General features: G+C 62.3%; 14 protein-coding genes and 1 riboswitch. Of the genes, 5 read left to right on the forward strand and 9 right to left on the reverse strand.

The features are described 5' to 3' along the window. Position 1 precedes the first annotated feature (1 nt). From ACY8D3_RS16095 to dxs, 5 genes are all read left to right on the forward strand, one after another. Positions 2–625 carry a PqiC family protein gene (locus tag ACY8D3_RS16095; protein WP_462379812.1) on the forward strand — a complete coding sequence of 208 codons (624 nt, stop codon included), beginning with the start codon at positions 2–4 and terminating at the stop codon, positions 623–625. A 599-nt stretch (positions 626–1,224) separates the two neighbouring features. Continuing rightward, positions 1,225–3,285, forward strand: coding sequence for an acyltransferase family protein (locus tag ACY8D3_RS16100; RefSeq protein WP_462379813.1), 2,061 nt, complete (start codon positions 1,225–1,227; stop codon positions 3,283–3,285). A gap of 252 nt (positions 3,286–3,537) precedes the next feature. Then, entirely contained in the window at positions 3,538–3,780 is a 243-nt protein-coding gene (locus ACY8D3_RS16105) for an exodeoxyribonuclease VII small subunit (RefSeq protein ID WP_462379814.1), read from the forward strand. Next, positions 3,777–4,664 (forward strand): (2E,6E)-farnesyl diphosphate synthase, encoded by an 888-nt coding sequence (gene ispA, locus ACY8D3_RS16110; RefSeq protein WP_462379815.1) that lies wholly within the window; start codon positions 3,777–3,779, stop codon positions 4,662–4,664. The genes ACY8D3_RS16105 and ispA overlap by 4 nt, the downstream gene beginning before the upstream one ends. Positions 4,665–4,841: 177 nt before the next feature. Further along, a complete protein-coding gene (gene dxs, locus ACY8D3_RS16115; RefSeq protein ID WP_462379816.1) occupies positions 4,842–6,746 on the forward strand; it encodes a 1-deoxy-D-xylulose-5-phosphate synthase in 1,905 nt (634 codons plus the stop codon). A 48-nt stretch (positions 6,747–6,794) separates the two neighbouring features. Here dxs and ACY8D3_RS16120 read toward each other — a convergent pair whose 3' ends face one another. From ACY8D3_RS16120 to ACY8D3_RS16160, 9 genes are all read right to left on the reverse strand, one after another. Next, the gene (locus ACY8D3_RS16120) at positions 6,795–7,799 is read right to left on the reverse strand and encodes an AI-2E family transporter (protein ID WP_462379817.1); all 1,005 of its coding nucleotides are present in this window, start codon (positions 7,797–7,799) and stop codon (positions 6,795–6,797) included. Positions 7,800–7,986: 187 nt separating this feature from the next. After that, complete coding sequence (ribA, locus tag ACY8D3_RS16125) at positions 7,987–8,604, reverse strand: GTP cyclohydrolase II (RefSeq protein ID WP_462379818.1); 618 nt, start codon at positions 8,602–8,604, stop codon at positions 7,987–7,989. Positions 8,605–8,714: 110 nt separating this feature from the next. Then, positions 8,715–9,440 carry a substrate-binding periplasmic protein gene (locus ACY8D3_RS16130; RefSeq protein WP_462384415.1) on the reverse strand — a complete coding sequence of 242 codons (726 nt, stop codon included), beginning with the start codon at positions 9,438–9,440 and terminating at the stop codon, positions 8,715–8,717. Between the two features lie 50 nt (positions 9,441–9,490). Then, positions 9,491–9,997, reverse strand: coding sequence for a phosphatidylglycerophosphatase A family protein (locus ACY8D3_RS16135; protein ID WP_462379819.1), 507 nt, complete (start codon positions 9,995–9,997; stop codon positions 9,491–9,493). Then, on the reverse strand, positions 9,994–10,962 hold the full coding sequence (gene thiL / locus ACY8D3_RS16140; RefSeq protein WP_462379820.1) for a thiamine-phosphate kinase: 969 nt from the start codon (positions 10,960–10,962) through the stop codon (positions 9,994–9,996). The genes ACY8D3_RS16135 and thiL overlap by 4 nt, the downstream gene beginning before the upstream one ends. 4 nt (positions 10,963–10,966) lie before the next feature. Then, a complete protein-coding gene (nusB, locus tag ACY8D3_RS16145) occupies positions 10,967–11,455 on the reverse strand; it encodes a transcription antitermination factor NusB (protein WP_462379821.1) in 489 nt (162 codons plus the stop codon). Beyond that, positions 11,452–11,928 carry a 6,7-dimethyl-8-ribityllumazine synthase gene (ribH, locus tag ACY8D3_RS16150; protein ID WP_462379822.1) on the reverse strand — a complete coding sequence of 159 codons (477 nt, stop codon included), beginning with the start codon at positions 11,926–11,928 and terminating at the stop codon, positions 11,452–11,454. Before ribH ends, nusB begins: the two co-directional genes overlap by 4 nt. A gap of 101 nt (positions 11,929–12,029) precedes the next feature. Continuing rightward, the gene (ribBA, locus tag ACY8D3_RS16155; RefSeq protein WP_462379823.1) at positions 12,030–13,118 is read right to left on the reverse strand and encodes a bifunctional 3,4-dihydroxy-2-butanone-4-phosphate synthase/GTP cyclohydrolase II; all 1,089 of its coding nucleotides are present in this window, start codon (positions 13,116–13,118) and stop codon (positions 12,030–12,032) included. Positions 13,119–13,128: 10 nt separating this feature from the next. Next, a complete protein-coding gene (locus ACY8D3_RS16160) occupies positions 13,129–13,791 on the reverse strand; it encodes a riboflavin synthase (protein WP_462379824.1) in 663 nt (220 codons plus the stop codon). A gap of 134 nt (positions 13,792–13,925) precedes the next feature. Continuing rightward, positions 13,926–14,071, reverse strand: a riboswitch (FMN riboswitch). Positions 14,072–14,159: the final 88 nt, after the last annotated feature.

A 14,159-nucleotide genomic window follows, 5' to 3' on the forward strand; every position in this document is an offset into this window, starting at 1 on the left:
CATGACATCAATCCAACGCCTGCTGGCCGTCGCCGCGACGCTGACCCTGACGGCATGCAGCTCCGCGCCGCCCACGCAGTACTACACGCTGATCGCTCCGCCGTTCACCGCCGACAGTGCCGCCACGGCGCCGGTCGGCTTTCAGTTCAACGTTCAGTCCCTGCGCGTGCCTGTGCAGGTCGACCAACCGCAACTTGTGATTCGGCAGGGCGACGGCACGCTGGCGATCCTGGAGAACGAGCGCTGGGGCTCGCCCTTGGCAGACGAGTTTCACGACGCGCTGGTGGCCCGCATGGAACATCGACTGGGCACCCGCGACCTGTCCGGCCTGCCCCGCGACAGTGAGCGAGATCAGCTCGCATTACGCATGGATGTGCGCCGCTTCGAGTCGATCCCCGGCCATTACGCACTCGTCGACGCCGTCTGGAGCCTGGAACTGCGGACCCCGAACGACGGCCGCCGCAGCCTGACGTGCAGCACGACCGTTACCGAAGCCTCCGGCGAAGGGCTGGAAAACGTCGTCGTTGCGCATCAGCGCGGGGTCACGAAGCTTGCCGACACTGTCTCCGACACCGCGCGGCGCTGGGCCAGCAATCCCGCACAGGGATGTCCGGCCGCCCGGTAAACACGCGGTTCCGGTGGAAGCCCTGCGGGATTCCGCCCTACGAAGCTGCGCCTGCGACGGCTGAGGCAGCGGACCTGTAGGGTGGATCAGCCGCAGGCGTAATCCACCGTTTACCGCATCAGCCATCAGCCATCAGCCATCAGCCCCAGGCCCCGAACCCAATCACAATTTGCCGCTCACTCGCGGTACCGGCGGAAGCCCTGCGGGATTCCGCCCTACGAAGTCGTGCATACGACGGCAAAGTCGGCAGCCTGTAGACCCGTAGGGTGGATTAGCCGCAGGCGTAATCCACCGTTTACCGCGTCCGCCATCCGCCCCACTTCCAATCACAATGGCGCCGCACTTGCGGTTCCGGCCAGAGCCTGCGGGACTCAGCCCTACAGAACAGGGTTCCTCCCGGCGCTATACCCTCGCGGTACGGCAGAACACGGCGCATGCGTCACTGAAACATCGTGGAACAACCAGACGAAACGGCAGTCACACGGACGCCATAGCACTTTGGTCATTCGCGAGTAGGGACGTCGCGGGCCATATCCGATGAAGCCGCGACACGATGGAGAAGATGTCCGCCTGGCTTCCCCTGTTGGAATCCCTCGCTGATGCAGCCACGCTTTAGCCCAGCCACCGATGATGCGTATCGCAACGACATTCAGGGTGTCCGCGCCATCGGCGCCCTCTTCATTGCCGTCTACCACATCTGGCTGGCCAAGGTATCCGGGGGCGTGGACGTCTTCTTCGTCATTTCGGGTTTTTTGATGGCCAGCCTGCTGGCCCGTCAGTTCAACCGCGAGGGGCGCATTCGGCCCTTCCTGTTCTGGGGTAACCTGGTTCGACGAATCGCACCTTCTGCCTACTTCGTACTGCTGTGCACCCTGGGACTTGCGTACCTATTCGTCCCGGAAACGCTGTGGACGCAGGTGATCAAGGAGACGGTCCATAGCGCTGTCCACTACGAGAACATCGGCCTGATGCGCTCGTCCGTTGACTATCTCGCACGAGACAACCCGCCCAGCCCTGTCCAGCAGTTCTGGGCACTTTCGATGCAGGTGCAGTTCTACGCCGTGCTACCCCTGCTATTAATGGGTACGTTCGCCCTGGCCAGCCGCGTCGGGTCTACCAAGCCCGTCTTCATCGTGCTGGGAAGCCTGATCGCCGCATCCTTCGCCTATTCCCTGTTTGCCACACCGCTCAATCCCGCGCCGGCCTACTTCAACCCCCTGACCCGGGCATGGGAGTTCCTGTCCGGTTCGCTTCTCGCATTCGCCCTGCCGTGGATTCGGCTCAGCGCGGCCGTACGCACCGTTTTGGCCACGATCGGACTGGCGATCCTGTTGTTTGCCGGCCTCGTCATTCCCGTCGACTTCCACTATCCGGGCTATATCGCGCTCGTACCCGTGGCCGCCGCACTCTTTCTCATCATGTCCGGCGCAAAGGACCAGAGCACCTGGGTCAAGCGCCTCCTGTCCCACCCTTCGCTGGTGGCGGTCGGCAGCGTGTCGTTCACGCTTTACCTGTGGCACTGGCCGCTACTGGTAGTGGCGCGGGAATACAACCGGGGCGCCAATCTCAGCCTCCTGCAGGGGGTCGGGGTCATCGCACTGTCCATCGTGTTGGCATTCCTGACCAGCCGTCTCGTGGAACAACCGCTGCGCTCGCGGCGCAAACCGGAAGGGCTCCAGGTACTGGTCCCCTACGCCATCGGAGTGGCCTTCATCGCGCCGGTACTGGTCAGTGCGGGCCTGTGGCGTCATCACCTCAACGGCATCGTGGCAGCCGAAGCGGCGGTCGCGCAGACCTTCGATGCGACGCCCCCGCCACTGGCAGAAGTACAGACCGACACCACCGCCATCAGCCGCGATACGTTCATTGCGGTGAAGAGTGTGCTCCCGGATGCCTACGGTGATGGCTGCCATCAGGACGCTGTCTCCCCAGACGTGAAGGAGTGTGCCTACGGGGATGAAAACGCGACGACGACTGTGGCGCTCGTTGGCGGCTCGCATTCGGCGCAATGGCTGCCGGCGCTGAACATCATTGGCCAGGAGAACGGCTTCAAGGTCATCAACATCACCAAGAGCGACTGTCCGTTAGGCGCGCTCGCTGAATCGGATCCCTCGTGCGCGGAATGGAACAGCCGGGTCATGACCCGATTGGGTGAACTCAAGCCGGACGCCGTCGTGACCACCTCGACGCGAGCAGTGAAGGACAGTGGCGAGGAGTACGTACCGGACAGCTATGTTGAACAGTGGCGCGCACTGGACGCCCAGGACATTCCTGTCGTGGCGATCCGTGACAACCCGTCCTTCGAATTCGACACCATCGATTGCATCTCTCGCCACAAGCAGGATCCACAGTTCTGTGCCAAGCCACGCGACGAGTCACTGGCGGCCGAAGATCCTGCCGAGGAGGTCGAAGCGCAGGTCGATAATCTGGCCACGGTCGACATGTCCGAATTCCTGTGCACGGATGACACCTGCCCAACCGTCACGAACGATCACCTGATGTACCGTGACTGGCAGCACCTGAACGTACCGTTCGTGGTGTCTCTGACCACAGCCCTGAGCGAAAAACTGGCCGAGGCACGTCCCGAAACCTTTACGGCACTGCCTACCGAACCGGACTCGGAAGAGGACGCCACGCAGCTGAGCCTGCACAAGCCCTGACGGCGCTCGACATCGGGTCGCGCGGGCCCGGCGCTGTCCAACAGCCGCCGGGCCTTTCATATTCGAAAGTGCCCAGGCAGCTCTCCGCCCCGGTTGAATGCGCCCGGCAGCGGCGCTATCACCCACGCCTCCGGGGCCGGTGGCGCGGATTCGGAAGCGGGCTGCGCGCTCAACAGCCCCACCAGCACGCACATTTGCGGCCCGGATGGCGCTCTGCTAACGTCGCCGCGACTACCTGCCTGCGAGATTTTCATGGCCCGCAAGAAAGCCCCGCTCGACTTCGAACAGTCCCTTGCCGATCTACAGGCCCTCGTCGAGCGCCTGGAGGGTGGCGAACTGTCACTCGAAGACTCACTGACCGCCTTCGAACAGGGCATCCGCCTGACGCGAGATTGCCAGGCGGCACTGACCCAGGCTGAGCAGAAGGTCCAGATTCTCATGGAGCGTGACGGTGAATTGGAAGAAGCACCGTTCGAAACGGACGTCAACGAATGATCAAGGCGTATCAGCAACGCTGCCAGGCTCGCATCGATGCGGCCCTTCTCCCCCTTTTCGCTGCACCGGCAAACGATCTCGGTCGCCTCTATGAGGCAATGCGCTATAGCGTGATGAATGGCGGTAAACGCGTCCGTCCTCTGCTCGTCTATGCGGCCTGCGAGGCCTTGGGCGGCGCAGCGGACCGAGCGGATGGCGCGGCCTGCGCGGTCGAACTCGTCCATGCCTATTCACTGGTACACGACGATCTGCCTGCCATGGACGATGATGACCTTCGTCGAGGCCAGCCCACTACACACAAGGCATTCGACGAAGCCAGCGCCATCCTCGCAGGCGACGGTCTGCAAGCACTTGCGTTCGAGGTGCTGACCGATGCAACACGCAATCCTCAGAGCGCCGATACCCGACTAGCCATGGTCTGGGCACTCGCGCGCGCGGCCGGCCCCGCCGGTATGGTGGGAGGCCAGGCGATCGACCTGGGTTCGGTTGCCGTGAAACTCGATCGGGCGGCCCTGGAACGCATGCATCGCCACAAGACCGGAGCCCTGATTGAAGCAAGTGTCCGCCTCGGGGCGCTGGCCAGCGAAAACGCCAGCGACGCGAATCTCGAACATCTGACGCAATACGCGCGTGCCGTGGGGCTGGCCTTCCAGGTGCAGGACGACATACTCGACGTCGAAAGCGATACCGAAACGTTGGGCAAACGCCAGGGGGCTGACATTGCAAGGGACAAGCCAACCTACCCTGCGCTGCTTGGCCTGGACGAAGCGAAAAGCTACGCCCTACAACTGCGAGATCAGGCCCTCGAGGCATTGGTCAGTTACGACGACAAGGCCGAACCCCTGCGTGCATTGGCACGTTATATCGTCGAACGCCGCAACTGAAACCAGGCTTCCGCAGCCCTGACCAAGGCGGCGGAACACCCGACCTTACCGCTGGTCGAAGCCCTGCTCTACCCGTGGCAGAGGTGCCGCACGGCTCCTGCCGTCCATGGTGCTCTGCATACCTGATCCGCATCAGGTACACTTCGCCCCCTTCACCCGATCATAACGACTTGCCTGATGCCAAAGACGTTCCACGAGATTCCCCGAGAACGGCCTCACACTCCCCTGCTCGATCGCGTCTCGACGCCGGATGACCTGCGGCGCCTGGGTGAATCGGAGCTGGAAGCGCTGGCTGACGAATTACGCTTGGATCTGCTCTACACCGTAGGCCAGAGCGGCGGGCACTTCGGTGCCGGGCTCGGCGTCGTGGAACTGACCATCGCACTGCATTACGCCTATGACACACCCGAGGATCGTCTGGTCTGGGACGTCGGCCATCAGGCGTACCCCCACAAGATCCTGACCGGTCGACGCGATCGCATGCACAGCCTGCGGCAGAAGGACGGTATCGCGGCGTTTCCGCGTCGCTCAGAGAGCCCGTACGACACGTTCGGTGTCGGCCACTCGAGCACGTCGATCAGCGCAGCGCTTGGCATGGCAATCGCTGCCCGCATGCAGGGCAGCTCGCGAAAGAGCGTTGCCGTGATCGGCGACGGCGCGTTGACCGCCGGCATGGCATTCGAAGCGCTCAACCACGCCTCCGATGTGGGCGCGAACATGCTCGTCGTGCTCAACGACAATGACATGTCCATTTCCCGGAACGTCGGCGGGTTGTCGAATTACCTGGCCAAGCTGCTTTCCAGCCGTACCTATGCCCATGTCCGCGAGGGTGGAAAGAAGGTACTGTCGCGCCTGCCAGGTGCTCTGGAGATCGCTCGCCGTACCGAGGAGCATGCCAAGGGCATGCTGGTGCAAGGCACCCTGTTCGAGGAACTGGGCTGGAACTACATCGGCCCCATCGACGGCCATGACCTGCCGACACTGGTAACCACGCTGCGCAACATGCGCGACCTGGAAGGGCCGCAGTTTCTGCATGTCATCACGACCAAGGGCAAGGGCTTCGCGCCTGCCGAAGTCGACCCGATCGGCTACCACGCAATCACCAAGCTGGATCCACTCGATGCGCCGCCCAAGAAGGCTGGCGGACCGAAGTATTCAAGCGTGTTCGGCCAATGGCTGTGCGACATGGCCGAGCACGACACGCGTCTGGCCGGCATAACACCCGCCATGAAGGAAGGCTCTGACCTCGTCGCCTTCAGTGAACGCTTCCCCGATCGCTACTTCGATGTCGCCATCGCCGAGCAGCATGCGGTCACGCTTGCCGCTGGCATGGCTTGCGATGGCGCCAAGCCCGTCGTGGCGATCTACTCCACGTTCCTCCAGCGCGCGTACGACCAGCTGATCCACGACGTCGCCGTGCAGAATCTGGATGTCCTTTTCGCCATCGACCGCGCCGGGCTCGTCGGCGAGGACGGTCCGACTCACGCGGGCAGCTTCGACCTGAGCTACCTGCGCTGTATTCCGGGCATGCTCGTCATGACCCCCAGCGATGAAAACGAACTGCGCCGCATGCTGACGACGGGCTACCTGTTCGAAGGCCCGGCCGCCGTGCGCTATCCCCGTGGTACCGGCCCGAACGCTCAAATCGAACCGGGCCTCGAGCCGCTGGAGATCGGTAAGGGCGTCGTACGCTGCCAGGGTAGCCGTGTGGCGTTGCTCGTATTCGGCGTCCAGCTGCAAGCCGCGCTCGAAGCAGGAGCCCGCCTGGATGCGACCGTAGTCGACATGCGCTTCGTCAAGCCGCTGGACGAAGCACTCGTTCGCCAAATGGCCGACAGCCATGAGCTACTCGTGACGATCGAAGAAAACAGCGTCATGGGTGGCGCTGGGAGCGCGGTCAGCGAGTTCCTGGCATCCGAAGGGCGCGCCGAGCCAATCCTTCAGCTTGGTCTACCTGATCGCTACGTCGAACATGCGAAGCCAGAAGAAATGCTGGCCGAATGCGGGCTGGATGCTACCGGTATCGAGCGGGCTATCCGCGCACGCCTGATCGATCCACCAAAGGCCATTTCGGCCATCTGATCCGACGTAAAGGGGCCCCGCACTATTCAAGCGCGGCCCCGTGTCCTATTACACCCATCCCTGAGCCTTGAGCTCGTCCTTGATGTACGCATAGAAAACGGGCGCGGCCACCAATCCGGCGAGCCCGAACAGCGCATCGAATACCAGCATCGCAAGCAACAGTTCCCAGGCCCGTGCCTTGATCTGCCCCCCCACGATCCGTGCGTTGAGGAAATACTCGACCTTGTGGATCAAGATCAGATAACCCAGCGCGCCCAACGCTACCCATACGGAAACGGACAGACCGACAATGAAAATGGCCGTATTCGAGATCAGGTTACCTACCACGGGCAATAGCCCGGCGACAAAGGTCACCAAGATCAGTGTTTTCGTCAGCGGAAGGTCAACGCCCATCAATGGCAGCACGCCCAGCAGGAAGATGGCTGTGAAGGTCGTATTGAGCAGGGAAATCTTGATCTGGGCGAAGACAATGTTGCGAAACGCACGGGCAAGCCTCGAAATGCGCATGAGCATGGCCGCAGCCAAGGGGCGCATCGTATTAGGGTCTGGCGCATGCTGCAGCGCTATCACGGCGCCCAGGACCATGCCGATGAGCACGGTCACGAACATGTGAACCGCGCCCTTGCCCAGTAACTGGAGTTCAGCGACATGGCCGCGCAACCAGTCATGCACCGTGGCACGAATGTCGTCAACGTTCGCCGGAAGATACGTCACGACGCTTTCGGGCAACTGATCACGCGCGCGATCGATCACGCCCATGAGCTTGCCTAGCAACTGCCCCGGGTTGTGGATCTCGTGAAGAACGAGTGAAAACGCGCCGGCAAACGCTGCAGCCAGCACCAGGATCACGACCACACTGAGCAGACCGACCGCCAGCACTCGCCCCAGCCGTCCAGCAAAGAGCCGCTGCAGCGGCGGCGTCATGCTGTCGATGACTTCATGCACCAACAGGCCCGCCAGCAGGCAGGGGAGCAGATTGAAAGGAAGGACGAGGATCAGCGCCAGCCCCATGAGGATGGCGCTGGCCAGGGAAAACCGCTGGGAATGACTCATGATGCCCACTGCGAACTGCGACTCCTGCAATCTGCCATTTGGACGGGCATTTGACCAGCGGCTTCGCCAGACTGTGCCAAACCGCGGCGCGCAGCCTCCATTTTTAGGTGCGTCAGAGCCTTAACAGTCGCGCCTTCGGCCTGGCGCCTGGCGCGTCTGTGCGCGCTAGACGCGGCGTTCAGAGCTGTCAGGACTCGGCGACTTCGCCCTGATGCAGGTTGCCGAGGTAATGGCCGAGCTTGCCTGCTTTCGTTGCAAGATAATGCCGGTTGTGTGGGTTGAGTCCCGTCTGCAGAGGCTTCCGCTCGGCGACAAGCACGCCGAACCCCTTCATGGCATCGACCTTTCTTGGGTTGTTCGTCATGAGTTTGAGCGCCTGGATGCCAAGGTGGTCGAGCATGGGCTTGCAGATCGCATAGTCGCGCAGGTCCGCCGCGAAACCGAGTCGCTCGTTGGCTTCGACGGTGTCGGCACCGCCGTCCTGCAACTCGTACGCGCGGATCTTGTTCAGCAACCCGATACCCCGCCCTTCCTGGCGAAGATAAAGAAGCACGCCGCGGCCCTCTTCGGCGATGGCACGCAGGGCAGCCTCCAACTGGTAACCACAATCACAGCGCATGCTGAACAGGGCATCGCCTGTCAGGCACTCTGAATGGATTCGCCCAAGCACAGGCTGACCATCATCCACCTCGCCGAGTGTGAGCACGACATGCTCCTTGCCAGTGGCCTCGTCGAGAAAGCCGTGCATGGTGAAAATGGCGAAGGGCGTCGGCAGTTTCGACGCAGCAACGAACACGACGGACACGGGGTACTCCGATTTCAAGCGGTGGCCGCGACTCATTGGCCGCCGACGCCACCCGTTAGAGGGCAATCTCGTTCACTCTCACCAGGCGAAGCCGCCGGTGAAGAAATCATTCACTCGTCGAACGGGTACTCCCAGTTCCAACGTTCATAGACCGGACGCAGCGCACCGCTGCCGACCAGTTGAGCCATGCGCTCATCGTAAATATCCGCCAGCGCCATGGCGGAAGGCGTCTTGGCGAAGCCCAGGTACAGCGGCAACTTCAGCAGCTTTGTCACGCGATAGCGTCGGCGGTCCCTGGTCTGCTCGAGCATCATGTCGACATCCACTCGCGCGTCGATGAAATAATCCGCCCGTCTCGCATCGATCATTGGCAACACGGTGTCGCGCTTCTGGATTTCCTGAAAACGGGTAACGCCCGGCAGGTAACGCTCGTATCGATAGCCACGAATCCAGACGAGCTTCGCATTGCCTAGCACCTCCGCCGTTGGTAGCGGTGCATCGGCAAGGCCCAGCGCACTGACGTAATCACGGTCAAAATGCCAGCGTGGATAATGAACGCCCTCCACTTCGCGGTCATAGGCGCCCACCCAGGCATCAGCCTCGCCGCGCTTCACCAGCCCGACGGAGCGACTGTAGGGCACCGTGTGTATATTGACCTGAACTCCGGCCGGCTCGAATACCAGCTTGAGCACTTCCCAAGCCACGCCCCTGCCGTCGTCTTCCGTAAACGAAGGCCAGCGCTCGCTGACCAGATGTATTTCCTTCGGCGTTTCGTCTGCGGCCTGTGCGACCACGGCACTCATGCACATCAGCAGCAGGGTCATGCGCATCAGCATATCCATCTGCCTGGCGACGTGGCCCGGATATGCCGCGTGACCGCTCATGCTCAGGCAACCGCCATCAAGATGGCCTGCAGCGCCGCCCAGGCGCAGATACCGGCCACGATATCGTCGAGCATGATACCCAGGCCACCGTCTACGTTGCGGTCCAGCCAGCTGATGGGCCAGGGCTTGAAGATGTCGAACAGACGGAACAACGCAAAGCCCAGCAACCACCAGTACCACACGGCGGGCGCCAGCCAGAGCGTTATCCACATCCCGACCATTTCATCCCAGACGATACCTTCATGGTCGTGCACACCCAGGTCACGAGCGACCCGGCCGCACAGCCAGCAACCGAACACCATGGTCGCTGCCAACATCAGGCCGTAGCCCCACTGTGGCAGCATCAGCCAGAGCGGCATGAATGGAAGCGCCATCAGCGAACCCCAGGTCCCCGGAGCCTTGCGCATCGTGCCGGAACCCAACCCGAAGGCAAGGAAATGCCACGGATTGCGCCAGACCAAACTGGGGGTAGGTGAAGGAACGGTTTGGTCGAGTACGGGATCGGTCATGAATGCTGTCCAAAATGCATGTAGCCGGTTCGGGACGGCGTCAGCTCGATGCCACACGAATCGACCAGGCGTATGGCCGGTCCCTGCGCGTCCACCTCACCAATCCGTACCGTCTCTGGCCAGGCCGCGTGCAGTGCGTCCCAGCGCTCCGCCGGAAGGGTAAAGGCGAGTCGGTAGTCATCACCTCCCGACAAGGCAAAGCTCAACGCGTCCGGCTCGCCTACCCAATCTGCAAGAGCCGCGGGTACCGGAACGCAATGGGTATCGATCCTCAGGCTCACGCCGGAGGCGCGTGCGATGTGCATGCAGTCAGCCACAAGGCCATCGGAAATATCGAGTGCCGAAGTTGCGACACCTCTCAATGCCTGCCCCAGTTCAAGCTGCGGCATTGGCGACCAGTAGCGTTCGGCCAGACGCTGCGCAAGCCCGTCGGGCGGCGTCGCTCGGCCAAGCACCATATCCACCGCAGCCGCTGCCTCGCCAAGCGATCCGCCCACACAGAGCAGATCGCCGACCCGCGCACCGTCCCGGCGCAGCGCCTGGCTCGACGGAACGCTGCCGAACACCGTGAGCGTCATGCTCAAAGGCCCGCGGGTGGTGTCCCCGCCCAATAGGCTCATCTTGCAGCGGTGTGCCATGGCGTCGAGCCCGCCCGAGAAGCGGTCGAGCCAGGCTACATCCAGGGTGGGCAAGGTAAGCGCCAAGGTAAAACCGATGGGTCGAGCCCCCATTCCGGCCAGATCGCTCGCAGTGACAGCCAACGCGCGCTGGCCCAGTGCGAACGGATCGCACGCGGCCGGAAAATGAACGCCGCTGACCAGCGTATCGGTGGAAATGGCAAGCTGTTCCCCAGGCAGGGGCTGAAGCAAGGCGCAGTCATCACCAATACCCAGCGCCACATCCGGGCCGCCGCGGGCGCAACGCGCCGACGCGAAGAAGCGGCCGATCAGCTCGAACTCGTCCACCCGGTCAGGCCTTGCCCGCCCGCACTTCTACACCGCGCAGCTGGGGTGCAAGCTTGTCCAGAACGCCATTGACGAACTTGTGGCCGTCCGTCGCGCCGAACACCTTCGCCAGCTCGATGCCTTCGTTGATGACCACACGGTAAGGCACGTCGATGCGATTCATCAGCTCGAACGTGGACAAACGAAGGATCGCAAGTTCGACCGGGTCCATATCGTCCAGCGAACGGTCCAGCAGCGGGACGAGCAGCTCGTCGATGTCCGCCTTCTTGCGCGGAACGCCGTGCAGCAACTCGTGGAAGTAGGCGCCGTCGACACCTGAGAAATCATTATCGACCCGAAATTGGGCTTCGATCTCGTTGAGTGCCTGGCCAGCCATTTGCCACTGGTACAGCGCCTGAGTCGCCAGGCTGCGCGCCACGCGGCGCTGAGCGATCTTGCCCTTGGCAGGTTTCGCCGGCTGAGCGTCGGCGCTGTCGTCGTGATTCAGGCTCACTTGGCCTCCAGGGCAGCCAGCAGGCTGACCATTTCAAGCGCGGACAATGCCGCTTCGGCACCCTTGTTACCAGCCTTGGTACCCGAGCGCTCGATGGCCTGTTCGATGGTATCGACGGTCAAGACGCCGAAGGCGACCGGCACGCCGAAGTCCATGGATACCTGCGCCAGACCCTTGGTGCATTCGCCCGCAACGTACTCGAAGTGCGGTGTGCCACCGCGAATTACAGCACCCAAGGCGACGATTGCGGCGAATTCACCACGCTGCGCGACCTTCTGGCAGACCAGCGGGATCTCGAACGCACCCGGTGCGCGGATGACGGTGATGTCGCTCTCGGGCACACCATGGCGAACCAGGGCATCCACCGCGCCGCTCACGAGGCTCTCGACGACGAAACTGTTGAAGCGACCGACAACCAGGGCGAATTTGCCCTGCGGTGCAGTGAAGGTACCTTCGATGGTCTTCAGGGGCATGGAAATCTCTTTGTGCGTTGAGGAGTCGCAGACCAGACGCCGCGGCTCCTCTCAAACTATGAATGCCAAATCAGCTGCGGCCTCGGGAGGCCGCAGGGAGATCATTCGGCGGACAGGTATTCTACAACCTCGAGGTCGAAGCCGGATATTGCATTGAACTTCATGGGCGAGCTCATCAGGCGCATCTGACGAACGCCCAGGTCGCGCAGAATCTGCGAACCGGCGCCAACGGTACTGTAGGTGCTGGGGTTCTTCTTGTTCGTCCCGTCGACATCGCGGATATGGGCCAGCAACTCTTCGCCGTCCGGAGAATGGCCAAGCAACAGCACCACACCACTTCCTTCCCGAGCGACAGCTGCCATGGCCGCACGAAGGCTCCACCGGCCTGCCTGGCGGATCATCAACAGGTCGCGTAAAGGATCCATGTTATGAACCCGGACCAGCGCCGGTACGTCCGGACGCACTTCGCCGAGCGTCAGTGCCATGTGCACGTCACCTTCCACCGAGTCGCGGTAGGTCACCAGGTTGAAGTGCCCGAACTCGGTGTCGATCGGCTGCTCGCTGATGCGCTCGATCGTGCGCTCGTGGATGAGGCGATAGTGAATGAGGTCAGCAATGGTACCGATCTTGATGCCGTGCTGCTCGGCGAACACTTCGAGTTCGGCGCGACGCGACATACTGCCATCATCGTTCATGACTTCGCAGATAACGCCGCTGGGCTCGAAACCCGCCATACGAGCAAGGTCACACGCTGCCTCGGTGTGGCCGGCACGCGCCAGTACGCCACCAGGCTGGGCCATCAGCGGGAAAATGTGGCCAGGGCTGACAATGTCTTCGGCCTTGGCGCCTTTCGCGGCAGCAGCTTGCACGGTACGCGCGCGATCGGCGGCAGAAATGCCGGTGGTCACGCCCTCGGCGGCCTCGATGGATACGGTGAATTTGGTACCGAAACCCGAACCGTTGCGGGGTGCCATCAGGGGCAGGCGCAGCAGTTCGCAACGCTCGCGCGTCATCGGCATGCAGATCAGGCCGCGCGCATGCTTGGCCATGAAATTGATGTGCTCGGCACGGACGCACTCGGAGGCCATGATCAGGTCCCCTTCGTTTTCACGGTCCTCGTCATCCATGAGGATGACCATCTTGCCCTGACGGATGTCTTCGATGATTTCTTCGATGCTGTTGAGTGCCACGGCGGGGTCCTTAACGATTCAGATAGCCGTGCTCGGCCAGAAAGCTTTCACTGATGCCGGTCGCGCTGGGCTCGGCGGCCTTGTCGCCAAGCAACAGACGTTCGATATAGCGCGCCAGCAGGTCGACCTCGAGATTGACGCGGCGACCGGCGTGGTAGTCCGCCATGATGGTTTCACCCAGCGTATGCGGCACGATGGTCAATTCGAACTCATCGCCATTGACCGCGTTAACGGTGAGGCTCGTCCCGTCGACCGTGATCGAGCCCTTCAGCGCGATATAACGCGCAAGCTCGCGCGGCGCTTTTACGGTGAACTGAACGGCGCGTGCGTTATCGGCACGCTTGATGACCTCGCCAACGCCATCGACATGGCCACTGACGAGGTGCCCACCCAGGCGGCTGGTCGGCGTCAGCGCCTTCTCGAGATTGACCCGGGCACCCGGCTTGAGGTCGACGAAGGCACTTCGAGCAATGGTCTCGCGACTGACATCAGCCCAGAAACCATTACCGGGCAGATCCACAGCGGTCAGGCAGACGCCATTGACGGCAATACTGTCCCCAAGCTTCACATCGCCCAGATCCAGCTTGCCGGTCTCGATCATGACACGCAGGTCGCCGCCACTCGGAACGAGGGTGCGCACGTGTCCAATGGACTCGATTATGCCGGTGAACATGAGGCCTCCTGTGTCGAGGAAGACCCTTTGATGAAAAGACGCATGGAAACGCACTCCTGTTTTTCATGAAAAACAGGGCATGGATCGAAGGGAAAAATGCAAACGAGCGCCGCTCGGCCGCAGCGCCAGGCACATTCCGCTCTCTCTCATCCGGACTCTAACCGTCGGCTCCGGGATCACACCGGATCTGCTGACCTTGCTGGAAGCAAGCGCTCGCGGGCTCGACGCATTGCGCGTCATCACCGCCGGTGGGGAATTTCGCCCCGCCCTGAGAACGTAAGTGGTCGTAAACGACCGGCAGCGTTTTTAACACAGCTGGCCGTTTACGCAAAGTCCGCAGGGCCGGGCGGCACTGTTTAGTCGCGCAA

The sequence above is a fragment of the Pseudomonas sp. Marseille-QA0892 genome (assembly GCF_054950135.1).

Excerpts from the sequence above, each read along its gene's own strand:
- ACY8D3_RS16095 (WP_462379812.1), top strand. The coding sequence starts at position 2 with ATGACATCAATCCAACGCCTGCTGGCCGTCGCCGCGACGCTGACCCTG.
- ACY8D3_RS16100 (WP_462379813.1), top strand. The coding sequence starts at position 1,225 with ATGCAGCCACGCTTTAGCCCAGCCACCGATGATGCGTATCGCAACGAC.
- ACY8D3_RS16105 (WP_462379814.1), top strand. The coding sequence starts at position 3,538 with ATGGCCCGCAAGAAAGCCCCGCTCGACTTCGAACAGTCCCTTGCCGAT.
- ispA (WP_462379815.1), top strand. The coding sequence starts at position 3,777 with ATGATCAAGGCGTATCAGCAACGCTGCCAGGCTCGCATCGATGCGGCC.
- dxs (WP_462379816.1), top strand. The coding sequence starts at position 4,842 with ATGCCAAAGACGTTCCACGAGATTCCCCGAGAACGGCCTCACACTCCC.
- ACY8D3_RS16120 (WP_462379817.1), bottom strand. The coding sequence starts at position 7,799 with ATGAGTCATTCCCAGCGGTTTTCCCTGGCCAGCGCCATCCTCATGGGG.
- ACY8D3_RS16130 (WP_462384415.1), bottom strand. The coding sequence starts at position 9,440 with ATGCTGATGCGCATGACCCTGCTGCTGATGTGCATGAGTGCCGTGGTC.
- ACY8D3_RS16135 (WP_462379819.1), bottom strand. The coding sequence starts at position 9,997 with ATGACCGATCCCGTACTCGACCAAACCGTTCCTTCACCTACCCCCAGT.
- ribH (WP_462379822.1), bottom strand. The coding sequence starts at position 11,928 with ATGCCCCTGAAGACCATCGAAGGTACCTTCACTGCACCGCAGGGCAAA.
- ACY8D3_RS16160 (WP_462379824.1), bottom strand. The coding sequence starts at position 13,791 with ATGTTCACCGGCATAATCGAGTCCATTGGACACGTGCGCACCCTCGTT.